Source organism: Aquitalea denitrificans, assembly GCF_009856625.1.
GTDB classification, from domain to species: Bacteria; Pseudomonadota; Gammaproteobacteria; order Burkholderiales; family Chromobacteriaceae; genus Aquitalea; species Aquitalea denitrificans.
The window spans coordinates 213,235-238,195 of the sequence record NZ_CP047241.1; the positions used below are offsets into that span (position 1 = coordinate 213,235).

23 protein-coding genes are annotated in these 24,961 nt (G+C 61.6%); 14 read left to right on the plus strand and 9 right to left on the minus strand.

Translation table 11 applies throughout. From position 1 onward, the window contains the following. Positions 1-69 precede the first annotated feature (69 nt). Genes GSR16_RS01030 through pcaF form a run of 4 tightly spaced genes read left to right on the plus strand, consistent with a single transcriptional unit; the run spans position 70 to position 5,010 of the window. Entirely contained in the window at positions 70-1,419 is a 1,350-nt protein-coding gene (locus GSR16_RS01030) for an MFS transporter (RefSeq protein ID WP_159874740.1), read from the plus strand. A 27-nt stretch (positions 1,420-1,446) separates the two neighbouring features. Then, positions 1,447-2,235, plus strand: coding sequence for an enoyl-CoA hydratase-related protein (locus tag GSR16_RS01035; RefSeq protein WP_159874741.1), 789 nt, complete (start codon positions 1,447-1,449; stop codon positions 2,233-2,235). A gap of 34 nt (positions 2,236-2,269) precedes the next feature. Then, the gene (locus GSR16_RS01040; protein ID WP_159874742.1) at positions 2,270-3,802 is read left to right on the plus strand and encodes a 3-hydroxyacyl-CoA dehydrogenase; all 1,533 of its coding nucleotides are present in this window, start codon (positions 2,270-2,272) and stop codon (positions 3,800-3,802) included. Then, complete coding sequence (pcaF, locus tag GSR16_RS01045; RefSeq protein WP_159874743.1) at positions 3,802-5,010, plus strand: 3-oxoadipyl-CoA thiolase; 1,209 nt, start codon at positions 3,802-3,804, stop codon at positions 5,008-5,010. The genes GSR16_RS01040 and pcaF overlap by 1 nt, the downstream gene beginning before the upstream one ends. On the opposite strand, the gene GSR16_RS01050 is transcribed toward pcaF, so the two are convergent. The 4 genes from GSR16_RS01050 to GSR16_RS01065 form a co-directional block, all read right to left on the minus strand. Continuing rightward, on the minus strand, positions 5,003-5,626 hold the full coding sequence (locus GSR16_RS01050) for a protein-methionine-sulfoxide reductase heme-binding subunit MsrQ (protein WP_159874744.1): 624 nt from the start codon (positions 5,624-5,626) through the stop codon (positions 5,003-5,005). The genes pcaF and GSR16_RS01050 overlap by 8 nt on opposite strands. 1 nt (position 5,627) lies before the next feature. Next, positions 5,628-6,536, minus strand: a complete 909-nt coding sequence (gene msrP / locus GSR16_RS01055; protein WP_159874745.1) for a protein-methionine-sulfoxide reductase catalytic subunit MsrP — start codon at positions 6,534-6,536, stop codon at positions 5,628-5,630. Positions 6,537-6,677: 141 nt separating this feature from the next. Further along, positions 6,678-7,604, minus strand: coding sequence for a tRNA modification radical SAM protein MnmL/YtqA (gene mnmL / locus GSR16_RS01060; protein ID WP_159874746.1), 927 nt, complete (start codon positions 7,602-7,604; stop codon positions 6,678-6,680). Positions 7,605-7,691: 87 nt separating this feature from the next. Then, a complete protein-coding gene (locus tag GSR16_RS01065) occupies positions 7,692-7,874 on the minus strand; it encodes a protein MIGRI (RefSeq protein ID WP_159874747.1) in 183 nt (60 codons plus the stop codon). Between the two features lie 183 nt (positions 7,875-8,057). Between GSR16_RS01065 and metX the strand changes: the two genes are divergently transcribed. From metX to GSR16_RS01085, 4 genes are all read left to right on the plus strand, one after another. Next, positions 8,058-9,200 (plus strand): homoserine O-succinyltransferase MetX, encoded by a 1,143-nt coding sequence (gene metX / locus GSR16_RS01070; protein WP_159874748.1) that lies wholly within the window; start codon positions 8,058-8,060, stop codon positions 9,198-9,200. Beyond that, positions 9,197-9,799 (plus strand): methionine biosynthesis protein MetW, encoded by a 603-nt coding sequence (gene metW, locus GSR16_RS01075; RefSeq protein WP_159874749.1) that lies wholly within the window; start codon positions 9,197-9,199, stop codon positions 9,797-9,799. The genes metX and metW overlap by 4 nt, the downstream gene beginning before the upstream one ends. 80 nt (positions 9,800-9,879) lie before the next feature. After that, positions 9,880-11,160, plus strand: a complete 1,281-nt coding sequence (locus GSR16_RS01080; RefSeq protein ID WP_159874750.1) for an AmpG family muropeptide MFS transporter — start codon at positions 9,880-9,882, stop codon at positions 11,158-11,160. Further along, a complete protein-coding gene (locus GSR16_RS01085) occupies positions 11,157-11,558 on the plus strand; it encodes an MliC family protein (RefSeq protein ID WP_159874751.1) in 402 nt (133 codons plus the stop codon). The genes GSR16_RS01080 and GSR16_RS01085 overlap by 4 nt, the downstream gene beginning before the upstream one ends. Before the next feature lie 44 nt (positions 11,559-11,602). Here GSR16_RS01085 and GSR16_RS01090 read toward each other — a convergent pair whose 3' ends face one another. Beyond that, positions 11,603-12,832 (minus strand): MFS transporter, encoded by a 1,230-nt coding sequence (locus GSR16_RS01090; protein WP_276608561.1) that lies wholly within the window; start codon positions 12,830-12,832, stop codon positions 11,603-11,605. A 66-nt stretch (positions 12,833-12,898) separates the two neighbouring features. Between GSR16_RS01090 and GSR16_RS01095 the strand changes: the two genes are divergently transcribed. Beyond that, complete coding sequence (locus tag GSR16_RS01095) at positions 12,899-13,705, plus strand: AraC family transcriptional regulator (RefSeq protein WP_159874752.1); 807 nt, start codon at positions 12,899-12,901, stop codon at positions 13,703-13,705. Here GSR16_RS01095 and asnB read toward each other — a convergent pair. Both asnB and wrbA read right to left on the minus strand, forming a co-directional pair. Further along, positions 13,702-15,558: an asparagine synthase (glutamine-hydrolyzing) gene (gene asnB, locus GSR16_RS01100; protein WP_159874753.1), complete on the minus strand. Its 1,857-nt coding sequence runs from the start codon at positions 15,556-15,558 to the stop codon at positions 13,702-13,704. The two genes, GSR16_RS01095 and asnB, sit on opposite strands and share 4 nt — an antisense overlap. 131 nt (positions 15,559-15,689) lie before the next feature. Then, positions 15,690-16,304 (minus strand): NAD(P)H:quinone oxidoreductase, encoded by a 615-nt coding sequence (gene wrbA, locus GSR16_RS01105; RefSeq protein WP_159874754.1) that lies wholly within the window; start codon positions 16,302-16,304, stop codon positions 15,690-15,692. A gap of 204 nt (positions 16,305-16,508) precedes the next feature. Here wrbA and GSR16_RS01110 point away from each other — a divergent pair, with 204 nt between their 5' ends. Further along, complete coding sequence (locus GSR16_RS01110) at positions 16,509-17,720, plus strand: YihY family inner membrane protein (protein ID WP_159874755.1); 1,212 nt, start codon at positions 16,509-16,511, stop codon at positions 17,718-17,720. Here the strand turns inward: GSR16_RS01110 and GSR16_RS01115 are convergent. Further along, a complete protein-coding gene (locus GSR16_RS01115) occupies positions 17,672-18,478 on the minus strand; it encodes a DUF3025 domain-containing protein (RefSeq protein WP_159874756.1) in 807 nt (268 codons plus the stop codon). The two genes, GSR16_RS01110 and GSR16_RS01115, sit on opposite strands and share 49 nt — an antisense overlap. 82 nt (positions 18,479-18,560) lie before the next feature. Beyond that, entirely contained in the window at positions 18,561-20,843 is a 2,283-nt protein-coding gene (locus tag GSR16_RS01120) for a sensor domain-containing diguanylate cyclase (RefSeq protein WP_159874757.1), read from the minus strand. A gap of 193 nt (positions 20,844-21,036) precedes the next feature. Between GSR16_RS01120 and cysG the strand changes: the two genes are divergently transcribed. Genes cysG through ptsP form a run of 4 tightly spaced genes read left to right on the plus strand, consistent with a single transcriptional unit; the run spans position 21,037 to position 24,951 of the window. Further along, positions 21,037-22,458: a siroheme synthase CysG gene (gene cysG, locus GSR16_RS01125; RefSeq protein ID WP_159874758.1), complete on the plus strand. Its 1,422-nt coding sequence runs from the start codon at positions 21,037-21,039 to the stop codon at positions 22,456-22,458. A 60-nt stretch (positions 22,459-22,518) separates the two neighbouring features. Next, positions 22,519-22,926, plus strand: coding sequence for a PTS sugar transporter subunit IIA (locus GSR16_RS01130; protein ID WP_045847764.1), 408 nt, complete (start codon positions 22,519-22,521; stop codon positions 22,924-22,926). Further along, positions 22,913-23,182: an HPr family phosphocarrier protein gene (locus tag GSR16_RS01135; RefSeq protein ID WP_089083589.1), complete on the plus strand. Its 270-nt coding sequence runs from the start codon at positions 22,913-22,915 to the stop codon at positions 23,180-23,182. The genes GSR16_RS01130 and GSR16_RS01135 overlap by 14 nt, the downstream gene beginning before the upstream one ends. 29 nt (positions 23,183-23,211) lie before the next feature. Beyond that, a complete protein-coding gene (ptsP, locus tag GSR16_RS01140; protein WP_159874759.1) occupies positions 23,212-24,951 on the plus strand; it encodes a phosphoenolpyruvate--protein phosphotransferase in 1,740 nt (579 codons plus the stop codon). The last annotated feature ends 10 nt before the right edge of the window (positions 24,952-24,961 follow it).

Here is a 24,961-nt window from a genome sequence, read left to right on the forward strand (position 1 = left end):
CCCGCTTTCTCCCGCTAACAGCCTGCGTGCAGTGCCGGGAGATGCGCCCTTTTTCTGGAGACACTATCCATGCAACACGTGCAGACCCAGGCGGACGACAAGAAAAAACCAATGCGCGCCGCCATTGCCGCCTTTGTCGGCACCACCATCGAGTGGTACGACTTTTATATCTATGGTCTTGCCGCCGCGCTGGTGTTCGGCAAGGTGTTCTTTCCGGCCACACTGGACCCGGGCGTGGCCACGCTGCTGTCCTTTGTCACGCTGTGGGCCGGTTTTATCGCACGCCCCTTGGGTGGCGTCATTTTCGGCCACTTTGGCGACCGTATCGGTCGCAAGACCACGCTGGTGATCACCCTGATGCTGATGGGCCTGTCCACCCTGGGCATCGGCCTGTTGCCGTCCTACCAGAGCATTGGCGTGCTGGCACCCATCGGCCTGGTGTTGCTGCGCATCGTGCAGGGCATTGCCGTCGGCGGTGAGTGGGGTGGGGCAGTGCTGATTGCCAGCGAAAACGCACCCAAGAACAAGGGCATCCTGTATGCCGCCTTTGCCCAGCAAGGCTCACCGGCGGGTAATCTGCTGGCCACGCTGGTGTTCTTCCTGCTCAGCCGCATGCCCATGCCGGAGTTTGTACAGTGGGGCTGGCGCATTCCCTTTTTGCTGTCGGCGCTGCTGGTGCTGGTGGGGCTGTTTATCCGCCTGCAGTTGACCGAATCCAAGGCCATGCAGCAGGTGATGGCGGAGAAAAAGGTAGAGCGGTTGCCGCTGCTGAGTGTGCTGCGTCAGCACGGCATGCTGGTATGGATGACCATGCTGGTGCCTACCGTCATCCACGTGACTTATCTGAAAACCACCTTCGCCCTGTCCTGGGCCACCAGCGAGCTGGGTTATGGCCGGGAAACCTTTTTGCAGATCATCCTGTGGGCCTTGGTGGTGCAGTTTGTGGTGCAGCCGTTTGGTGCGCTGCTGGTATCGCGCATGGACAAGGTCAAGGCCATTTTGTGGATCTTGCTGCCGGAATTCCTGCTGATGCCGCTGATGTTCTGGGCCATCTCCACCGGCAGCTACTGGCTGGCCATCACGGCCATGTGCTTGGCCACCATTCCGCATTCCATGTTTTACGGTGCCATTGGCGGTCTGCTGGCCCAGGCTTTTCCGGTACAACTGCGCTACACCGGCATGTCCTTCTCCTACCAGCTGTGCTCCCTGCTGATTGGCGGCGGCACACCGGTGCTGGCGCAATGGCTGCTCAATGTCACTGGCGGCATTAGCTGGGTGGCGGCCATTTCTGGCTGTTATGCACTGGTGTCGCTGTTCAGCACCCTGTGGCTGCTCAAACGCATTCCAGCGTCGGATGCTTCGGCGTCCAGTGAGCAAACTACCCCGGCTGCCACTTCTGTGACCACCCCCGCGCATTGATCAATCGCTTCTGCTGGAGAAACAAGCATGCCATATGCCGATATTCCCGATTTATTGCTGTGTGCCGGTCCGGTGGAGGGGGTGCTGACCCTCACCCTGCACCGTCCTGCGCTGCGTAATGCCTTGTCCACCCCCTTGCTGCAGGCCTTGGTGGCGGTGCTGGCGCGGGCCGAACAGGACGAGGCCGTGGCGGTGGTGGTGTTGAGCGGTGGTGACAAGGTGTTTGCCGCCGGGGCCGATCTGGCCGAGATGGCGGACAAGAAGCTGCCCGCCATGCTGTGCGATGAACGCCCGGCGCTGTTTGCCGCCATTGCCCGCTTTCCCAAGCCGCTGCTGGCTGCCGTGTGTGGCTACGCCTTGGGCGGCGGCTGCGAACTGGCCATGCACGCCGACATCATCATCGCCGGGGAATCTGCCTGTTTCGGCCAGCCGGAAATCAAGCTGGGCATCATGCCCGGTGCCGGTGGCACCCAGCGCCTGCTGCGCGCGGTGGGCAAGTCGCTGGCGATGAAAATGGTGCTCAGTGGCGACTTTATCGGGGCCGAAGAAGCCAGGCAGGCCGGGCTGGTGGCCGAGGTGTGGCCGGATGCCGATTGCCTGCCCAAGGCGCAAGCACTGGCTGCGAGTATTGCGCGGCAAGCCCCGCTGGCTTTGCGCCTGGCCAAGGCGGCGCTGCTGGCGGCCCAGGAAACCGGCCTGTCCGCCGGGTTGGCACAGGAGCGTGCCCATTTTGTCACGCTGTCTGCCAGTCAGGACCGGCAGGAGGGCATCCGCGCCTTTCTGGAAAAGCGTCCGCCTCAGTGGCAGGGCTGCTAGTCCGTCTTCCCCCCATTTCGCAAAGAGAGAAGCCATGCAACACGCTCTTTCCCTATCTCGCCCGGTAGCGATCATCGGCAGTGGCGTGATGGGCCGTGGCATCGCCATGGTGGCCGCTGCCGCTGGCCACCGGGTCTGTTTATATGATGCCAATGGCAGTGCCAGCGCCCAGGCGGTGGCAACCATCCAGCAGCAATGGCAACGCCAGGCCGACACAGGCAAGTTATCTGCGGAAGAGGTGGCCCGCTTGTGCGCGCGGCTGTCCCGCGCCGAACAACTGCAGCAACTGGCCGAGGCCGGTTTGGTGATTGAAGCCATTGTCGAAGACCTGGCCGCCAAGCAGGCGCTGTTCTGTCAGTTGGAGCAAATCGTGGCGGCGGACTGCCTGCTGGCCAGCAACACCTCCTCGCTGTCCGTCACCGCCATTGCTGCCGCCATGGCCGCACCGCAGCGGCTGGTGGGCATGCACTTCTTCAACCCGGCTCCGGCCATGCGGCTGGTGGAAATTGTCCACGGCCTGGCCACCGATGCCGCGCCATTGGAGCAAGTGCGCGCCACCGCCCGCGCCTGGGGCAAGGAGACGGTGCTGGTGCGCTCCAGCCCCGGTTTCATCGTCAACCGCATTGCCAGACCGTTTTATCTGGAAAGCCTGCGTTGCTTGCAGGATGGTCTGGCCGATTGCGCCACGCTGGACCGGCTGTTGCAGCACAGCGGTGGCTTTCGCATGGGGCCGTTTGCCTTGATGGACCTGATCGGCCTGGATGTGAATCTGGCGGTGCATCGTTCCATCTGGCAGGCCATGTGTTACGACCCGCGCTACACCCCGCTGTGGATTCAGCAGGAAATGGTGGCGGCCGGCTGGCTGGGCCGCAAAAGCGGTCGCGGTTATTACACCTACCCGCTGGATCAGACAGCAGAGCCGGACCGCTTGCCCGTCGTCCAGCCGGACTGCAGCCAGATCACCTTCAATCCGGCGCAGCCGGTGGCTGTCGTGCTGGCGCAGCGGCTGCAGCAGGCCGGAGTGCAACTGGCGACGCAACACGCGGCGGCGGACTGGCTGTTCCGTACCGCCAGCGCGCATGTCTACTTGAGCGATGGCCGCCCGGCGGCGCGGCGCGAACAGGCGGAGCAGCAGCCCTGCCTGCTGCTGGATCAGGCTTTTGATTTTCAGCACGTCAGCCTGCTGGCCGCCCAGTCCAGCCCCGGCCTGTCACCGGCGCAGCGGCAGGCGCTGGAGCAACTGCTGAATGCAGCAGGCATCCGCTTGTGCCATCTGCCGGATGCTGCCGGGCTGCCGCTACTGCGCACCGTGGCCATGCTGGTCAACGAAGCGGCAGAGGTACTGCAGCAAGGCCTGGCCAGCGCGGAGGATATCGATAGCGCCATGTGCCTGGGTCTGAATTATCCACAAGGCCCGTTGGCCTGGGGCCGACGGCTGGGCTATGGCTGGCTGGCCCAGGTGCTGCGCCACCTGGCGGATTACCACGGCGATGGCCACTACCGTGTTGCCGGCTGGCTGCAGCAACAGGCCTTTTCTTCCCTGTCATCCCCTGCCGAGGTGCTGTAATGCAAGACGCTTATATTTGTGATGCCGTGCGTACTCCGATTGGCCGCTATGGCGGCAGCCTGTCCACCATCCGCTGTGATGATCTGGCCGCCTTGCCCTTGCGCGCCTTGCACGCGCGCCATCCGGAGCTGGATTGGGGCGTGCTGGATGATATCTGGCTGGGTTGTGCCAATCAGGCCGGGGAGGACAACCGCAATGTGGCACGCATGGCTGGACTGCTGGCCGGTCTGCCGATGACGGCTGCCGGGGTGACGCTGAACCGCCTGTGCGGTTCCGGCATGGATGCCGTGGGCAGCGCCGCCCGCTGCATCGCGCTGGGCGAGGCCGATTTGCTGCTGGCCGGCGGGGTGGAGAGCATGTCGCGCGCGCCCATGGTGCTGGGCAAGGCGGCGCAGGCGTTTGAGCGCACGCAGCCGCTGTTTGACACCACCATCGGTTGGCGCTTTATCAACCCCGTGCTGGCACAGCAGTTTGGCACCGACTCCATGCCGCAAACCGCCGACAATGTAGCCGCCGCCTTTGGCATCAGCCGTGCCGATCAGGACCGCTTTGCCTTGCAGTCGCAGCAACGCTGGCAGGCCGCGCAGCAGCAAGGACGCTTTGCCACGGAAATCATCCCGGTGACGCTGTCGCGTCCGCGCCAGCCAGAGCGGGTGTTTGATTGCGACGAGCACCCGCGCCCGGAAGTGACGCTGGAAGGGCTGGCCAAGCTGTCCGGCATCAATGGCAAGGATCTGTCGGTGACGGCAGGCAATGCCTCCGGGGTGAATGATGGCGCTTGCGCGCTGCTGCTGGCCTCGGCGCGTGCAGTGCAGCAGCACGGCCTGCGCCCCCTGACCCGCGTGCTGGGCATGGCCTGCGCCGGGGTGGAACCACGGCTGATGGGCATCGGCCCGGTACCAGCCAGCCGCAAGCTGTTGCAGCGGCTGGGGCTGCGGCTGGAGCAAATGGAGGTGATTGAAATCAACGAAGCCTTTGCCGCCCAGTCACTGGCGGTGCTGCGCGAGCTGGGCCTGCCGGAGGATGCCGATTACATCAACCCCAATGGCGGGGCGATTGCCATGGGCCATCCGCTGGGCATGAGCGGCGCACGCTTGTTGGCCACCGCCAGTTACGAGCTGCAACGCCGTCAGGGCCGCTATGCCCTGTGCAGCATGTGCATCGGTGTGGGGCAGGGCATTGCCGTGGTGCTGGAGCGGGTCAGCTAGAGCGGCGCAGCCTGCGGTACACGCGCCAGCCCAGCAACACGGCCAGCACGCTGGCGTACAGCATGGGCTGGGTGAGGTCTTTCTTCACCAGCCACCAGTAATGCAATACCCCCAGTAGTGCGATCGGGTAGACCAGCCGGTGCAACTGGCCCCAGCGGCGTTTCAGCCGACGCATCCAGCCCTGGGTGGAGGTGATGGCCAGCGGCGTCATCAGCAGCATGGCGGCAAAGCCCACGGTAATGAAGGGGCGCTTGACGATGTCGTGCAGCATGCCCGGCCAGTCGAAGAACTGATCCAGCCACACATAGGTGCTCAGGTGCAGGCTGCCGTAAAAGAAGGCATACAAGCCCAGCATGCGGCGCAGACGCAGCGGCCAGCCCCAGCCGGAAATCTGCCGCAAGGGGCTGATGGTCAGGGTGATCAGCAAGAAGCTCAGCGTCCAGGTACCGGTGGAGCGGGTGATGAACTCCACCGGGTTGACGGCAGCGCCGGACAGCACAGTCCACGCCGCGCGGGCCAGTGGCAGCAGGCAGAGCACAAAGACCGCAATCTTCAGCCAGTTGAAGCGGGCAGGCTGGCGGGCGGCAGCAGGGTTTTTCATGCGCAGGGTAGTCATGTCAGAAGTTCTTGCGCAGGTCCATGCCACGGTACAGGCTGGCCACCTGATCGCCATAGCCGTTGAACATCAGCGTTTTGCGCTTGAGGAATTCGCCGATGCGCCGCTCGCTGGCCTGGCTCCAGCGTGGGTGGTCCACCTCCGGGTTCACATTGGAATAAAAGCCGTATTCGTGGGCATTGGCCATATTCCAGCTGGTGGCGGGCATTTGCTCTTGCAGATGGATGCGCACGATGGACTTGATGCTCTTGAAGCCGTATTTCCACGGCACCACCAGCCGGATCGGCGCGCCGTTCTGGTTGGGCAGCACATCGTTGTACAGGCCAACGGCCAGAAGGGTGAGCGGGTGCATGGCTTCGTCCATGCGTAGCCCCTCGCGGTAAGGCCAGTCCAGCACCCGGCTGCGCTGGCCGGGCATTTCTGCCGGGCGTTGCAGGGTTTCGAAGGCCACGTATTTGGCGCGCGAGTTGGGGGCTACTTGTTTGAGCAGGCTGGCGAGCGGAAAGCCTATCCACGGAATCACCATGCTCCAGCCTTCCACGCAGCGCAGGCGGTAAATACGTTCTTCCAGCGGCTGTTTCAGCAGTTCTTCGATGCCAAAGCTGCGCGGCCTGCCCACTTCACCATCCACCACCACATTCCACGGCCGGGTTTTCAGGCTGCCGGCGTACATGGCCGGTTCGCTTTTGTCGGTGCCGAACTCGTAGTAGTTATTGTAAGTGCTGATTTCTTTCAGGCTGTTGGGCTTGTCGCTGACTGACAGCGGGCTTTTCTTGCCGGCCAGCGCAGCCAGGGTTTCACCGGACAGCAGCAGGCCGGCACTACCCAGCATGAACTGGCGGCGGTTGAAATAGACGCCTTCGGGGGTGATTTCCGAAGGCTGGATGTCGGCAGGGCGTTTGATGAGCATGATGGTTTCTCCAGTGCTGTGCTTCTTTGTCGCAGCAACAGGGAGAATCTGACATGCAATCTTTGCGATTGTTCTGGCTGGTTCGATAGCCAATGACTAATTTGTGTTAAGCAGCCACCCGGTGACGGGATGATCCCGCTGTCAGGCGGCTTGTGCCGACCAGCTACGCCCCAGCGCGCTGCCCTGGCCACCATCGCGTGCCAGCAACTGGCCAATCGCTTGCAGGGCCGTCCAGCGCGGGCCACACCAGTGCGGCGCAATCAGGGTAGGGGCTTGCGCGGTGGCAGAAATGCGATGGAATACCACCTCCGGCGGGGTATGACGAATCAGGGAAGCGGCCAGGCTGGCGTAGTCGTCCAGTGCCATGGCAGATACCTCGCCGCGCTGATGCTGGGCGGCCATGCGGCTGCCGCGCACTATCATCAGCGGGTGCAGTTTCAAGCCCTGTACACCGATTTCCAGCACGGTATCCAGCGTGGCATGCACATCGGCGGCGTCTTCACCGGGCAGGCCGGCAATCAGGTGGGTACAAACCTTGAGGCCATGCTGCTGGGCGCGACGCACCGCATCGCGGTAATCGGCCAGGGTGTGGCCGCGCAGGATGCGGCGCTGGGTATGGTCGTGTGCGGTCTGCAAGCCCAGCTCCAGCCACACTTCCTTGCCAGTGGCCTGGTAGGACGCGAGCAGTTCCAGTGCGCTGTCCGGCACGCAGTCCGGCCGGGTGCCCACGCACAGGCCCACCACATCGGCACTGGCCGTGGCCTCGTCATATAGCTCTCGCAGGCGGCTGACTTCGGCATAGGTGCTGGTGTAGGCCTGAAAATAGGCCAGATAACGGCGTGCACGGTCGGTCTTGCCCTTTTCGCGGGCAATCTGACCCGTAATGGACAGTTCGGCGGCATCGCGGCCAAAGCTTTTGACATTGCAGAAGGTGCAGCCGCCCCGGCCCAGCGTGCCGTCGCGGTTGGGGCAGGTGAAGTCACCCGCCAGTGACAGCTTGTGTACCGGCTGGCCATGACGGCGTTTGAGGTAGTGCCCGAAGGTATGCAGGTGAGCGGTAAGGTCCATGGTGCTAAACGGCAGAGTGCAGGCAGAAAAGCCCACAGCTTAGGCAGTTTGCAGCTGTATGGCTCTGTGCCATATCAAGGCTTGCCCTTACAACTGGTGAAAGCCCAGCCAGTACAGCAGCACGAAGATGGCGGAAGCAGCCAGCAGGGCAGTAGCCAGCGTGCTGACGAATTCGCGCAGGCTGGCGCGCTGACGCCGGTCCAGCAGCCAGCGGGCGATGGCATACAGTACGGTAAACAGCAGTAGCAGGCGGAACAGACGACCGATCATGGTGTGAATCAGGCAGGAAAACCGGGCCGATTATGCGGTGCAGGCCGCGCGGGGGCAAGCAAGGCTATGGATATAATCGGCCAGACAGGCGATGATAGCAGCCGTAGCCTACAGGAGGCTCCGCACCGAGAATGGCCGGCAAGGCCGCCGGCGGGGCAATAATCATTAGAGGCCTTTTTTGTTATGTCCGATCTGACAAGGTCTGTCGGCATCGTGCAGGCGCAGACAGCGGAGTTCGACACGCCGCTGCATCTGGCCAGCGGTGCCGTACTGCCTGCCTACCAGCTGTGTTTTGAAACCTATGGCACGCTCAATGCCGCGCGCAGCAATGCCATCCTGATCTGCCATGCGCTGTCCGGCCATCATCATGTGGCAGGCCGCTATACGCCGGAGGACAAGGCAGCAGGCTGGTGGGACAATATGGTGGGTCCGGGCAAACCCATCGATACCGACCGCTTTTTCGTGGTGGGGCTGAACAATCTGGGTGGCTGCCACGGTAGCACCGGGCCGTCTGCCATCAATCCGGCCACCGGCCAGCCCTGGGGGTCGACTTTCCCGGTGGTGACGGTGCCGGACTGGGTGCGTTCGCAAGCACGGCTGGCCGACCGGCTGGGCATAGACCGCTGGGCCGCCATCATCGGCGGCAGCCTGGGCGGCATGCAGGCCCTGCAATGGAGCATCGACTACCCGGAGCGGGTGGCGCATGCGCTGGTGATTGCCTCTGCACCCAAGCTGTCGGCACAGAACATCGCTTTTAATGATGTCGCCCGTCAGGCCATCCTTACCGATCCCGATTTCCATGGCGGCGATTTCTACGCCCACGATGCCATTCCGCGGCGCGGCCTGCGTCTGGCGCGCATGCTGGGCCATATCACCTATCTGTCCGATGACGGCATGGGCGAGAAATTCGGCCGCATGCTCAAAAGCGGCGATTACCAGTTTGGTTACGAGGTGGAATTCGAAATCGAATCCTACCTGCGTTATCAGGGCGACAAGTTCTCTGATTACTTCGACGCCAACACCTATTTGCTGATGACCAAGGCACTGGATTATTTCGACCCGGCCAAGGACCTGAACGACGACCTGGTGGCGGCGCTGAAAAAAGCCAGCGCCCGTTTCATGGTGGCCAGCTTTACCTCGGACTGGCGTTTTTCGCCGGAGCGCTCGCGCGAAATCGTCAAGGCGCTGGTGGCGGCGGACAAGGAGGTGGTGTACGGCGAAATCGAATCGGTACACGGCCATGATGCCTTCCTGATGCTGGATGCGCCCTATGTCAACCTGATGCGTGCCTATCTGAACCGCGTGGCCGAGGAGGTGAACGCATGAGCGCAGCCAACACCTTGCGGGCCGACCTGCAACTGATTGCCGACTGGGTGGCCCCTGCCAGCCGCGTGCTGGACCTGGGCTGCGGCGACGGTGCCTTGCTGTCCTGGCTGAACCGCCATAAAGCCGTGCGCGGCTATGGCGTGGATTTTGACGTCAACAATGTGGTGCGCTGCGTGCAAGCCGGCGTCAACGCCATTCAGGGCAACCTGGAAACCGGTCTGGCCGAGTTTGAAGACCAGCGTTTCGACCATGTGGTGTTGTCGCAAACCATTCAGGCCATGCACAATACCGAGCAGATTCTGGTGGAAATGCTGCGCGTGGGCCGCGAGGCCATCGTCACCTTCCCCAATTTCGGCTACTGGGAAAACCGCTGGCAGATCCTGCAAGGCCATATGCCGGTGTCGGAAACCATCCCTTACCAGTGGTACAACACGCCGAACATCCATTGGTGCATGCTGGGGGATTTCGAAGCGCTGTGCGCCAAAAACGGCATCCGGGTGCTGGAGCGGGTGGTGATGAACGAAGCAAAGCGCATTCACTTCCTGCCCAATCTGCGTGGCAGCCTGGCGTTTTACCGGGTTGCCCGACAGACGGGCTGATGATTGATGACTCACAAAGGCGGCTGGTGGCCGCCTTTTTACATTGCCGTTTGCATTGATGACTGCGGCCACAAGGATACATGACGCAAGCTCCCGTTCACTGGCGTGAGGCCATTCTGTCGCGCCGCATGCTGATTTGCATTGCCACTGGCTTTAGCTCCGGCCTGCCGCTGTATTTGCTGATCAATCTGTTACCCGCCTGGCTGCGCAGCGAAGGGGTGGATCTCAAGGCCATCGGCCTGTTTGCCCTGATCGGCCTGCCTTATACCTGGAAATTCCTGTGGTCGCCGCTGCTGGACCGCTTTGTCCCTCCGCTGCTGGGACGGCGGCGTGGCTGGATGCTGCTCAGCCAGCTGGCCTTGTTGCTCAGCATGGCCTTGTTCGGCCTGTTCAATCCAGCCATTCAGTTACAGCAGATTGCTGCGCTGGCCGCGGTGGTGGCCTTTTTCTCGGCCAGTCAGGATATCGTGCTGGACGCTTACCGCCGCGAGCTGCTGCCCGAGGCCGAGCTGGGGCTGGGTAACTCGGTGCATATCAATGCCTACCGTCTGGCCGGTCTGGTGCCCGGTGCCTTGTCGCTGATTCTGGCCGATCACACCAGTTGGGCCAATGTGTTCATCATCACCGCACTGTTCATGCTGCCCGGGCTCGTCATGACCCTGCTGGTGTCCGAACCCAGGCTGGCTGCTGCGCCACCCAAAACCCTGCGTGAAGCCGTGGTGGAGCCGTTTCATGAGTTCATCCACCGCCAGGGCTGGCACAGCGCCGCCACCATTCTGGGTTTCATCTTCCTGTACAAGCTGGGCGACAGCATGGCCACCGCACTGGCCACGCCGTTTTATCTGGACATGGGCTTCGCCAAGTCGCAGATAGGCCTGGTAGCGAAGAATGCCGGGCTGTGGCCGGCGGTGATCGGCGCCCTGCTGGGCGGGGTGTGGATGCTCAAGCTGGGCATCAATCGCGCGCTGTGGTTGTTTGGCGTGGTGCAGGTGCTATCGATACTGGGTTTTGCCTGGCTGGCCAGCTATGGTCATTTTGCGCAGATCGGCTCCACCCAGCTGGCGCAACTGGCGGTGGTCATCGGTTTCGAGGCACTGGGCGTGGGGCTTGGCACGGCCGCCTTTGTCGCCTTTATCGCCCGTACCACCCATCCGGCCTATACCGCCACCCAGTTTGCCCTGTTTACCAGTCTGTCCGCAGTGCCGCGCACCTTCGCCAATGCGGCTACCGGCTATATAGTCAATGATCTGGGCTGGATGGGGTTTTTCCTGCTGTGTACCCTGCTGGCACTGCCCGGCATGTTGTTGCTGCTGAAAGTCGCCCCGTGGCACGGGGATGATCAGAACGGAGAGAGCGCATGAAGGCAACTGTTATCCTGTTGAGCCTGCTCAGCCTGCCAGTGCTGGCCGCGCCGGGGCCGGAAGCCGTGCCGGAACCTGCCACGCCACCAGCAGGCAATATGGTGGTATTGCAAAAGGTGGATTACCAGTGTGCTGCCCAGCGCGTGGTCAGTGTGGAATATCCACAGCCCGAGGTGGAAGACGTGGTCCCCATCCGCATCAGCTGGCATGGCCGGCATTACCGGCTGGTGCGGGTGAGCAGTGCCAGCGGCGCGCGCTATGCCAGTCAGCAACTGGTGTGGTGGAACAAGGGCGAGCAAGCGGTATTGCTCACCCGGGGCGGTCGCACACTGGCGCGGGATTGCCAGCCCTTGGTCGCAGCCGCCACCCCGCCTGTCCTTACCCCGGCAGCACCATGAAAAAAACCGGCCATCAAGGCCGGTTTTGCTTTGTGCTGCGTGACTCAGGCTTTTTTACGGTGCAGGTCGGGCAGCAAGACGGTAATCACTCCCAGCAGCGGCAAATAGGCGCATAGCTGATAAACGGTTTCGATGCCGTAATGGTCGGCCACTTGTCCCAGCACTGCCGCACCGATACCGCCAATGCCGAAGGCAAAGCCGAAGAACAGCCCGGACACCATGCCCACCTTGCCCGGCACCAGCTCCTGCGCATATACCAGGATGGCGGAGAAGGCCGACGCCAGGATGAAGCCGATAATGAAGGACAGCACGCTGGTCCAGAACAGGTCCACATGCGGCAGCGCCAGGGTGAACGGTGCCACGCCCAGAATCGAAAACCAGATCACCCGCTTGCGGCCAATGGCATCACCGATCGGTCCGCCCAGCACCGTACCGGCAGCCACGGCAAACAGGAAGATGAACAGATGCAGCTGTGCCGCCTGCACCCCCAGCCCGAAGTGCTGCATCAGGTAGAAGGTGAAATAGCTGGTAATGCTGGTGAGGTAGAAATACTTGGAAAACACCAACAGCACCAGCACGCCCAGTGTGAACGCCGTGCGCTGCGGCGACAGACCGGTGGCCACGACGGCCTTGTGTGCCTTGGCGGTGCGCTGCTGGTGGGCATACCAGTTACCGATGCGCCACAGCACCAGCATGCCCAGGAGAGCCGCCAGCGAAAACCACGCCAGGCTGGGCTGACCGTAGGGAAACACCACCAGCGCGGCTAGCAAGGGGCCGGTGGCGGTGCCGGCATTGCCACCCACCTGGAACAGTGATTGCGCCAGGCCGTGGCGACCACCGGATGCCATGCGCGCCACACGGGAGGATTCCGGATGGAAAATGGACGAGCCGGTGCCGACCAGCGCGGCGGCCATCAGCAGCACCTGATAGCTGGACGCCACCGACAGCAGTAACAGGCCGCACAAGGTGGAGCCCATGCCGAAAACCAGCGAATAGGGCAGCGGCCGCTTGTCGGTGTAAATGCCGACCAGCGGTTGCAATAGCGAGGCCGTGCACTGGTAAACCAGCGTCATCAGGCCGATCTGGGCAAAGCTCAGATGAAAGCCGCCCTTGAGTACCGGGTAGATGGCCAGAATCAGCGACTGCAACATGTCGTTGAGGAAATGGGTAAAACTGATGGCACCCAATACCCGGAAGCGGGTGTCCTGCGGCGGTGCCATGCTCTGGCTGGCGCTTGTCATGATGATGTCGTCTTGTGGTGGTGGGTTCATCATGCTATCAAGGGCTATCCCTGCCCGTCTTGCGTATTCGGGGCAATCATCTGCGAGAAAAAGACAGTCATGAGTGATTATCAACATCTGCACCAGTACGACACCGGTATTGCCCCGGTAGTGGCCAAGGCGCGTGATTACCCGGCGGGTGAAGACACGCCGCGCCATGCCCACCCCACGGCACAACTCTTGTATGCGGTGGAAGGCGTGATGGTGGTGAGCACGGCGCTGGGGCAGTGGATCGTGCCGCCTACCCGTGGCATCTGGCTGCCAATCGACACCTGGCATCAGGTACGGATGATCAGCGCAGTGCGCATGCGCACGGTGTATGTGCGCGAGGATAGTCTGGAGGGCTTGCCGCAGGAGTGCCGGGTGCTGGCCATCTCCCCCTTGCTGCGCGAGCTGATTCTGGCGGCGATGAGCATTGTCGTGCCTTATGCGCCCGATTCGCGCGATGAGCGGCTGATGAAGTTGCTGCTGGATGAAATCCGCAGCCTGCCCACGCTGGCTTTGTCCCTGCCACGGCCGCAAAGCCCGGCCTTGCAAGGTTTGTGTGATGTATTGCTGGCCGAGCCGGCGGATGCCCGTTCGGTGGAGGAGTGGGCCACGCAACTGGCGATGGACCCGCGCACCTTGCAACGGCGCTTCAGCCGGGAAACCGGCTTGTCACTGGGGCAGTGGCGGCGGCAGGCACGGCTGATTGCCGCGCTGGAAAAACTGGCCTGCGGGGCCAGTGTGCTGGAAGTGGCACTGGACCTGGGTTATGCCAGCCCCAGTGCTTTTGCCACCATGTTCAAGCGCGAACTGGGCGTGTCACCCAGCAGCTTTTATGCGCCGCTGCCGGATGAACATTACTCGGTGATATGCGGGGGTTAGGGTAAGGCGCGGCGCAGCGCGTCCAGCTGGGTGAGGCTTTCATCCAGAATCAGCAATTGCAGCATCTGCTCGGCCAGTGCTTCCTTGCCACCCCGGTAGGCTTGGGCAAAGGCATCCACTGCGGTGGCATCCAGCAGGGCGTCCGTCAGGCGGTGCAGTCGGCTGCCAAGGCCAGAAAAACGCTCGGCCAGACTGGTTTTCAGCCAGCCGGCAAGCGGCGGGTTGAAGCCGCGTTTCTTGCGCTGGAAAAAGTCGGCCGGCAGGGCCGGGTGCATGGCACGGCGGAAGATCAGCTTGGCAGGCTGGGTGTAGCGCTCGGCGTCAGTCGTGGCCAGCAGATGCTGGTACAAGCCGTGGTCCAGCAGCGGGGCGCGGCCTTCCAGCCCGTGCGCCATGGTGCACAGGTCCGACTTTTGCAGGATGTAGTCCGGCAGGTAATTGGCGAAGTCGATGGCCAGCAGGCTTTGCAGGCCAGGGATGGCATCGCTGGCTTCCGGGCCGATATCGTCCGCTGCGCGCCAGTAGCTGAGCCGTTGCAGCTCGCGCCCGGCTTGCAGGTAGCGGCGCTGGCCCGGTGTCATGCCGGAAAAGCGCAGCGAGTAGGCCTCGGTCCAGCTCATCGCCAGCTCGGTGCCCAGCTTGCCCTGCTTGCCGTCCAGTGAGGGACGGATGCCCAGCGGCAGTTGCAGGTGACGACGCCAGCGGGTGCGCAGATGCTTGTTCATGCGCTTGTAGCCGGCCAGTAGCTCGTCGCCGCCGTCGCCCACCAGCACCACTTTCACGTGCTTGCTGACCTCACGTGCCAGATACCAGGTAGGGAAGCTGGACGGGTCGGCAAAGGGCTGGTCCAGATCGGCCACAATGCGTGAGAAATCAGCCGCCAGATTCTCCGGCATATCGATGCGGATATTCTGCAGGCCCATGCGCTGGGCGGAATCTGCCGCGTCGACCGATTCATCCAGCGTGCTGCCGGGAAAGGCCGCGGTAAAGGTGGAAAACTGCTGATAGCCCTGGGTAGCCAGTCGGCTGGCAATCAGGGTGGAGTCAATGCCACCGGACAGCAGCACGCCCAGCGGCCGGTCGGCCACGGTACGCATGCTGACGGCGTGGTCCAGCTCGGGCAACCAGTCGCCCGCCGTGGCCTGCGGTTGCCAGTAGCGACGTTTCTTCAATTGACGACTGGCAAGGTCGAACTCCAGGCAATAGCCGTTTTCCAGCCGCTGGATGTTTTCGAATACGGTGGCCGGTGCCGGGATGTAGCGGTGCGCCAGATAGGCGTCGATGGCGGCGGGGCTGAACTGGCGGGCAGGTAGTGGCAGGAAAGGCAGCACCGAACGCACCAGCGAGCCGAAGGCCAGATTGCCATCCAGCAGCGCATACAGCAGCGGTTTTTCGCCCATGCGGTCGCGCGCCAGATGCACCTTGCCCTGACGCAGGTCGAGAATGGCAAAGGCAAACATGCCGCGCAGGCGTGTCAGCAGGCCGTCAATGCCCCAGGCCTCGTAGCCGCGCAGGATGAATTCGGTATCGGAGTGGGTGCGGAACACGGCACCGGCCTGTTCCAGCTCGCGCTTGCCGGCTTCCCAGTCGTACACCTCGCCGTTGTAGCAGATCCAGATCTGGCCATCGTCATTGCCCATCGGCTGGTCGGCCTCGGGGCGCGGGTCGATGATGGACAGCCGCGCATGTAGCAGGGCGTTGTGGATATTGTCAGCCCCGGCCTGTCCGCCATGCGGGTCAAGCAGGAGCTGGTGGGCGGCATCCGGACCGCGCCGGGCCAGTTCGAGCAACATGGCATCGGCGGTGGCGGTCGCAACCGGGTGTTGGGAGAAGAAACCTGCGATTCCGCACATGTCTGAGGGTCCTGATCCTGACCGTGGCAGAGGGCTGTCGGTCAGTCGTCGCAAAAAATAAAACCGGCCAGCTTGCCATCCAGGGCCAAGCCGCCGGTATTGGCCATACAGCCTGGCTATATTCCGATGAATTAGTGATTGCTGTCCGGCAACGGTTGTTGCAGCCGCAGGGCGGCTTCGGCCAGACGTTTGCCCTGGGCCTGCGCCAACTTGCGCTCGTCTTCGGACAACGGGCGGTCGTTTTGTATCCCGGCCACATGGCTGACGCCATAAGGCGTACCACCGGCCTGGGTGGCGGCCAGAGATGGCTCGGAATAAGGCAGGCCGACAATCAGCATGCCATGGTGCAGCAGCGGCAGCATCATGCTCAGCAAGGTGGATTCCTGTCCGCCATGCATGGACGACGAGCTGGTAAACACGCAGCCCGGCTTACCGGCCAGTGCGCCAGCCATCCACTCTCCGCTGGTGCTGTCGATGAAGTACTTCATGGCCGCCGCCATATTGCCAAAACGGGTGGGGCTGCCCAGTGCCAGGCCTATGCATTCGGCCAGATCGGTTTTTTCCACATAGGGTGCGCCCTGTGTCGGAATGGCCGGCTCGCTGGCTTCGCACACGGTGGATACCTTGGGCACGGTGCGCAGTCGCGCCTGGCAGCCAGGCACGCTTTCGATGCCGCGGGCGATCAGGCGGGCCAGTTCGGCGGTAGCACCATGCTGGCTGTAATAGAGAACAAGAATGTCTTGCACGGCAATATCCGTTGATATGCCATCGTCAAATGATGGCCACGATAACAGGCTGCATGATAACAGCTTCCAATCGTTAATTTGTATGAAGACGGTGTACAAAACATGATGCCAGCAGGGGGATTGCCAGCTTCTTGTTACCGGCAATGTGCCGGATGCCGCGACTGTTGCTTGCCAGTTGCGGGTGGCTGCATTACCTTGCGCCTCATGAATTCGCTCCGACAATACGCTTCGCAAATCGGCTTTGCCGGTTTTCTGGTCAGACGCATGGGCAGCCAGCGTGTGCTGCAGGTGGCCGGCAGTCTGACCTTTACCACCTTGCTGGCGCTGGTGCCGCTGTTCACCATTGCGCTGACGGTGATTTCCGCCTTCCCGGTGTTTGCCGATTACAGCACGCGTTTCAAGGTGATGTTGTTGTCCACGCTGGTACCGGAGTTTGCCGGCAAGGTGATTTCCGTCTACATGCGCCAGTTTGCCGACAATGCGGAAAAGCTGACCGCTGCCGGCATCGTGATGCTGGGGGTGACCGCACTGATGCTGATGTCTACGATCGAGCGCACTTTCAATGCCATCTGGAGCGTACGCCGCGGTAGGCCCTGGCTACAACAGAGCATGGTGTACTGGACGGTGCTGACGCTGGGGCCGCTGGTGCTGGGCGGCGGCCTGTTGTCATGGCGCTGGCTGCTCAAGTTCACCCGTTTCGAAAAAACCATGCCGCTGCTGGCCAGCACGGTAGAGGCCGGTGGCACCATTCTGCTTACCGGCATCGTACTGTCCTTGCTGTACCGCATCCTACCCAACCGCTTTGTGCCCATCCGCCACGCGGCACTGGGTGCAATGATTACTGCGGTGCTGCTGGAACTGACCAAGCTGCTGTTTGCTTATTACATCGGCCAGGTGGCCAACTACCAGCTGGTGTATGGTGCATTTGCCAGCATTCCCATCTTTCTGTTGTGGGTGTACTGCCTGTGGATGGTGGTGCTGGCCGGCGCGGTGTTCACCGCCTCCCTGTCTTATTGGGAGGGTGGTGCCTGGCGGCGGCGTTTCGAGCCGCGACGGCGCTTTCTGGATGCCGTGGAAGTACTGCTGATGCTGGATGTGGCCCAGGAGCAAGGTTGCAGTTTGACGCCGGCACAGCTGCGCCAGCAGGTGAAGATCGGCTATGACGAGCTGGGCTTGGTGCTGGACAAGCTGGCCCAGCATGGCTATGTGCAGAAAGGCCAGCGTGATGGCTGGGTGCTGATGCGCAAACTGGCTACCGTGCAGCTGTCCGACTTGTTCCAGCTGTTTGTCTACCGGGCAGACCTGGCCAATGACGATGATGTCGGCCAGGGCATTGAAGTCTTGCTGGGCAGTGTCACGGAGCGGCTTCAGACCGTTTCGCTGGATGACTTTGCCCGTCGGCTGGGGCGGAAGTAGTCGGTGTTTTGGTAGAAAGCTGGGTTTTCATTGTCCGGCCACCAGCCGGGAATGCCCAGCAGCGGCAGCGGCCATAGCTGGCGCGGGTTCTCCAGCCAGCCGTCATCGGCCAGGCGCGTGGCCAGCATGGCATCCAGCTGCTGGCGCTGCACGGTTGTGCTGGCGGTGAAAAATGCATCGTCCACTGGCAGCAGCAAAGCCTTGCCGCACCAGCCGATATGTGGCTGCAGGCCGACTTCGAAGATGGCATGTCCCAGCGTGTGCACGCTGATCTGCCGTCCCCAGGCACTGCGTTGTTCCACAAACAGGGTTTGCCACTGCATGTCATCCAGCGCCTGGCCCAAGTCCGGGTACGAGCAGGCCACGATCACGCCACATTCATCCAGCAAGGTGGCGGCGTCGCGCCGCGGACCGCGTTTTATCTCGCCAGTCCCGATGGCACGCAGATGGCGTGCATTGAGGGCGGCCTTGCTCAAGGGCCACGCCAGCCAGGCCAGGGCATTGAACCAGTCATGCCAGTTGCGGCTGCGGGTGGGGACTTCTCCGGTGTTGCCGATATGCATTTCATAGTAGGCATCGGCTTGCAGATCGCAGCAGAACCGTAGTGTTGCCGGCAGGGTGCTGAGCGGGCGGGCCAGTTGCAGCAACTGATCATAATCCTGCTGTGCTGGCCAGTCAGTCAGTGGCAGCAGGTGGGCAAAGTCGGCCAGCGGCTGGTATAGCGGATGGGTGAGGTAGTCGTTACGCCAGTGGTTCACGGCAAGGGCTATCGCGAAGAAAAGCGTATCTTAGGGCCGGCATGGCCGGATGCGATAGTCCGGCCCGCTGGATTGGCACCGGTCAGACGAGTTTCAGCATCAGGTCGTGGCACACTTGATTGCGGCCTTGGTGCTTGGCCTGATAGAGCAGCTTGTCTGCCCGTTTCAGCAGGTCGTCCACATGCTGATCGCTATCGCGCAACAGGGACAGGCCGATGCTCACCGTGTAGTGAATCTGCTGACCGTTGGCCTCGACCAGGCTGTCATTCACCGCGGTGCGTAATCTTTCTGCCACGGCCAGTGCATGTGTGCTGTCGGCCTCCGGCAGCAAGGCGGCAAACTCCTCGCCGCCGAGCCGTCCGGCCAGATCGGTCGCGCGCAGAATCTGGCGGCACAGCTTGGCAAAATGGGTGATCACCTGATCGCCCGCCGCATGGCCATAGGCATCGTTGATGTTCTTGAAGTGGTCCAGATCCATCATCAGTACGGCCATGTCCGTGCCGTTGCGCTGGCTGCGCTTGAGTTCGCGCGCGGCTTGCAGCAGGAAGTTGCGGCGGTTGTCCAGCCGGGTCAGCTCGTCCATGGTGGCTAGCTGGAACAGCTTTTTTTCATGCTGGTCGCGCTGCAGGGCGATGGCGGTGATATGCGAGCTACGGTAGACCAGGCGCATTTCATCCGGGTTCGGTGTGCGGGGCTCGTTGTAGTAAATGGCAAAGGTGCCCAGTAGCTCGCGCTGGCTGCTAAATAGCGGTGTCGACCAGCAAGCGCGCAGCCCGAAGGGGCGGATCAGCTCCAGATAGGGCTGCCATAGCGGGCTGTTTTCCATATCGTCAACGATGATGGTGCGCTTGAAGTAGGCCGCAGTGCCGCAGGAACCCACCTGAGGGCCAATAGCAATGCCTTCGATGATGGCAAGGTACCCGGCTGGCAGCTTGTTGCCGGAGGCCACGTGCAGGTGCTCGCCGTCTTCTGTCAGCAACATCACCGAACAGCATCCGCCAGTGAGCTGGGATTCGATCATGGTACAGATCTGGCCCAGGATATCCTCCAGCGGCTGATTGGCGGCAATCATCTCCATCACGGCGTTTTCTTCGCTCAGCAGGCGGTTGGCCTGCCGGCTGTCGGTAATTTCGCGATCTACCGACAGGATGCTGGTCAGCTTGCCGTTGCTGTCGAATTCGGGAAACAGGCGGGTTTCAAAAATGTAGCGCCGGTTGTGCGACAGCAGCTCCATTTCAAAACAACGTGGCTCGCCGCTGTCGATCAGGCGACGGCACTCCTGTTCGAACTGGGCCACCACATTGTCCGGCCAGCCTTTTTCATGCACGGTCTTGCCGATGTGCTCGTCACGGATCATGGGCGAGTAGCGGCTGACGCTGCGGTTGATAAACTGGCAGCGCAAATCCAGATCATAGCGGGCGATGATGTCACTGGAATTTTCCACCAGAGTACGGAATTCCAGCTCACGTCGGCGCATGGCTGTTTCGGCTAGCTTGCGTGGTGTGATGACCTGACTGAACACCTGTACATGACGAGGGCGTGTGCTCGCATCGGCAGGCTGGAATATCTGCTCCAGCCATTCCCAGTGCTGATCGGCATGTTGCATGCGGTATTCCAGATCCAGTACGGCTGTCGTGCCCAGCCCGATGTTCTGCAGCGCATTGTCCAGCAGGCTGCGGTCTTCCGGATGTACGCGTTGCCGCCAGTCGTCCAGGCCGATGGTCTCTTGGTCAGCTGGTAGCCCCAGCAAGGTGTGCAGCGCGCCGCTATTGCAGTTGATCCTAGCCTGATCAAGGTCGAATTCGCACAGGCCGATGCGCGCACCCTGCAGTGCCGTAAGCATGGTCGAGGCCGGTGTCGATACAGGATGAGGGGTGTAGACCGTATGCAGCAGTAATATCCGCCAGTGTGCAGGCAGGGTGTCGGCTGGCATCACCAGCTGCTGCACGCCCAGGCGCAATGGCCGTTGTTGGGTGTCTTGCCAGTCTATGAAGTGCGGCGGTACCAGCAATGTCGTTTGCTGCTGCAGCTGCTGACACAGCCGGGCAGGCAGGCCGCTGGTCTGCAGGCTTTGTGGGGTATGGCCGAGCAGGTCGGCACAGCCCTGGCTTGTCACCTGTACCCGGCCAGATTCATCCAGCGCAAGCAGCGCATCGGTCGAGTGCTGTACATGAAAATGCAAGGCATTGATGCGTAGTCGGGACTGGCGCAGCCGTTGCCAGATACTACCCAGCCAGATACCCGTAGCCAGACACAGCAAGCCTGCCAACGGCCAGTCCCAGGGGGCATGTCGCGCCGACTCCGCCCACGCTTCCCCACTGGCCAGCAGCAGAGCACTGCTTGTCGCCACGGTTGCCATGGCCATGCCTGATCTGAAATTATTCAATGTTCACCCGCCGCTTCCTTGTTTGCCCTTTTCTGCCGGTGGTGCAGGGCGTCATCTCAATCATGGCATTTAGTATGGAAATTGTGATGACGAAAATCAGGCTACATGCGCCGTTTTCGTCGTTTTTATGCAACAAATAAAGTATGCTGTGGCGATTGTTGTGGAGTGATGCATGGATTACTTTCCGATTTTTCTCAAGCTGCAAGATGCCGCCTGTCTGGTGGTTGGCGGGGGCGACGTAGCCCTGCGCAAGGTACGCCTGCTCAAGGCCGCTGGCGCGCGGCTGACCGTGGTTGCACCCGAAATGACGGACGAGCTGGCCTCGATGGCCAAACGTGGCGAATTGCAGTGGTTGCCCGGCTATTTTGCTGACGATATGGTCAGCGGCATGCGGCTGGTCATTGCGGCCACCGATCAGCGCACGGTCAACCAGCAGGTTTCCCAAGTGGCGCAGCAGCACAATATCCCGGTCAATGTGGTGGACGACCCGGAAATCTCTACCTACATCACCCCTGCCATCATTGACCGCTCGCCATTGGTGATTGCGGTTTCCTCCGGTGGCAGTGTCCCGGTGCTGGCGCGACTGGTACGCGCCAGGCTGGAAAGCATCATTCCGGCCAGTTTTGGCCTGCTAGCGGCATTTTCTTCCCGCTTCCGCGAGCGGGTAAAAGCCCGGTTTGCCGATGTTGAAGCGCGGCGTACTTTCTGGGAGTCGGTACTGGAAGGCCCGGTAGCCGAAGCCGTGATGAATGGCCGCGAGGCAGTTGCCTGCGAAGAAATGGAAAAACGGCTGGCCAGCACGGAAGACTGCCCCAGCGGTGCGGTGTATCTGGTGGGAGCCGGCCCGGGCAACCCTGATCTGCTGACTTTCCGTGCCCTGCGCCTGATGCAGCAGGCCGACGTGGTGCTGCACGACAAGCTGGTGGCACCCGAGTTGCTGGAGCTGGTGCGACGCGATGCCGAACGTATCTACGTGGGCAAGGCGCGTGCCAATCACACCCTGCCGCAGGAAGACATCAACCAGCTGATGGTGCGCCTGGCGCAGTCCGGCAAGCGGGTGCTACGGTTGAAGGGTGGCGATCCCTTTACCTTTGGCCGTGGTGGCGAGGAAATCGAAACCCTGGCCGAGCACAATATCCCGTTTGAAGTGGTGCCGGGCATTACGTCAGCAAATGGCGCTGCCAGCTATGCCGGTATACCCTTGACCCATCGTGATCACGCCCAGTCGGTGACATTTGTTACCGGCCACAAGAAAGATGGCAGCATCGATCTGGACTGGCCGGCGTTGACCCGACCGGATCAGACCGTGGTGGTGTACATGGGGCTGACCATGGCCGCCGAGCTATGCGCCGCTTTCATCGAGCATGGCAAGCCGGCGGATACCCCGGCAGCAGTCATCGAATGGGCAACCACTCCGCGCCAGCGTACGCTGAGCGGAACGCTGGAAACCCTGCCGGCACTGATATCGTCCTATGGCGTTGCATCGCCGGCGCTTATCATAGTGGGCAGTGTCGTTTCGCTGGCAGATAAACTCGCCTGGTTCCGTCGGGTGGAAAACGGGCCTGCTACAATGCCGGATTCGCAGCAGAAATGAAGCACGGTTCGCCGCAGCGGACTGTGTGCCGATAATCGTTACGGACAAGAAGACGCAGGCATGGTTGGTGTACTAGTCATATCTCATGGCAATCTGGGCGCTTGTCTACTGGACTGCGCCCGGCATGTATTAGGACGGGACCCGGACAATATCGCCACGCTGGCGGTAGAAAAAACCGAGGATCCGGATCAGAAACTGGTCGAGGCTTCTGCGCTGGTGGCACGCCTGGAACAAGGCGATGGCGTAGTGGTACTGACTGATATGTATGGTGGCACGCCATCCAATATTGCCAGCCGGCTGATTGACCCGGGCAAGGTGGAAGCCGTTGCCGGGGTCAGCCTGCCCATGCTGGTGCGTGCGCTCAGTTATAGCAGCCAGCCGCTGGAAATTGTGGTCAGCAAGGCCATTACCGGCGGGCTGGAGGGCGTACTTTATATTCTTCCAGGGGACGGTAATGCTGCGCGTTGAAATACAAATTATCAATAAACTTGGCCTGCATGCGCGGGCTTCGAGTAAATTCACCCAGCTTGCCAGCCGTTTCAAGAGCGATGTGGGCATTGCCCGCAATGGTCGCCGCGTGAACGGCAAGAGCATCATGGGCGTGATGATGCTGGCCGCAGCCAAGGGCTCCACCGTGGAGCTGGACGTGGATGGCCCGGATGAACAGGAAGCGCTGGATGCGCTGGTGGCACTGATCAACAATCGTTTTGACGAGGCTGAATGAATCAGCCCGCTTGAGGAGGGGATGGGACGATGAATATCACCCTGCATGGTGTAGCCATAGGTGGCGGCATCGCCATTGGCCGGGCCCATCTCATCTCGCGCAGCATGGACGATGTGGCGCACTACGGCCTGGAGGATGCAGAAGTTCCAGCCGAGATGACCCGTTTTGACGAGGCAGTGCGTGCCACGCGCAAGGAGCTGGAAATGCTGTGGGGCAGCATTCCGGAAAATGCTCCGGCCGAGCTGGGTGCCTTCCTGTCCTTGCACATCATGTTGCTGGGCGACGTCACCATTTCACGCGAGCCACGTGAAATCATTGAAAAACAGCGCTGCAATGCCGAATGGGCATTGAAGCTGCAATGCGACCTGCTGGTGGAGCAGTTTGACGCCATCGAAGAAGACTACCTGCGCGAGCGCAAGAACGACGTGTTGCAGGTGGTGGAACGCATTTTCAAGAACCTGGACGGTCATGCCCCGCAACTGCCGGCACCGGGTGACCTGCTGGACGACACCATTCTGGTGGCGCACGACTTGTCGCCGGCTGACATGGTGTATTTCAAGGACTCCAACTTCGCTGCCTTCGTCACCGACGTGGGTGGTGCCACCTCGCATACCGCCATTTTGGGGCGCAGCCTCGACCTGCCCTCCGTCATTGCCCTGCACCATGCCCGTGAGTTGATCCGAGAAGAAGAACAGATCATCGTCGATGGTCAGCAAGGCGTGCTGATCGTCAATCCGGATGAGTTGGTCCTTAGCGAATACCGCCGTCGCCAGCGTGCCTGGCGCGATGCCAAGCGCAAGCTGTCCTCCATCCGCAAGTCCGATGCCAAAACCAAAGATGGCACGGTGATAGAACTGCTGGCCAATATCGAATTGCCACAGGATGTCGATGTGGTGAAAAGCTCCGGTGCCGCCGGTGTGGGCCTGTTCCGCAGCGAGTTCTTGTTTCTGGGGCGCGACACCCTGCCCACCGAGAACGAACAGTTCGAGGCCTACCGCAAGGTGGCCGAAGACATGAAAGGCCTGCCGGTCACCATCCGCACCATGGATCTGGGGGCCGACAAGAATCCCAAGTGGCTGAATCACGACGTGGCGGACAATCCGGCACTGGGCCTTACCGGCATCCGCCTGTGCCTGGCCGAGCCGCTGATGTTCCGTGCCCAGTTGCGGGCGCTGTTGCGTGCCTCACACTATGGCAAGGTGAAAATCCTGTTCCCCATGCTCAATTCGCTGGGTGAACTCAAGCAATCCATTGCCCAACTGGATTACGCCAAGCAGGAATTGCACGAAGAAGGCCTGCCATTCGATGAAAAGGTGGAAGTGGGCGCGATGATTGAAATCCCGTCCGCTGCGCTGGTGGTGGGCAGTTTCATCAAATATGTCGACTTCCTGTCCATCGGCACCAACGACCTGATCCAGTACACCCTGGCCATCGACCGTAACGACGATTCGGTCAGCCATCTGTACGACCCGGTACATCCGGCGGTGCTCAAGCTGATCCTGCATACCATCCGCACCGGCATCAAGGGTGGGGTGCCGGTGTCGGTGTGCGGCGAGATGGCAGGCGACCCGCGGCTTACCCGGCTGCTGCTGGGCATGGGGCTGCGCAAGTTCTCCATGCACCCGGCCAGCCTGCTGGCGGTGAAGCGCATGGTACTCAATACCCACCTGGACGATATCGCCCCCATTGCGGGACGCATGCTTCGATCCGAAGACCCTGATAAAATCGCCGATCTTTTGCAACTGCTGAATACCGAGCCGGATGCCTGATCCGGCTTTT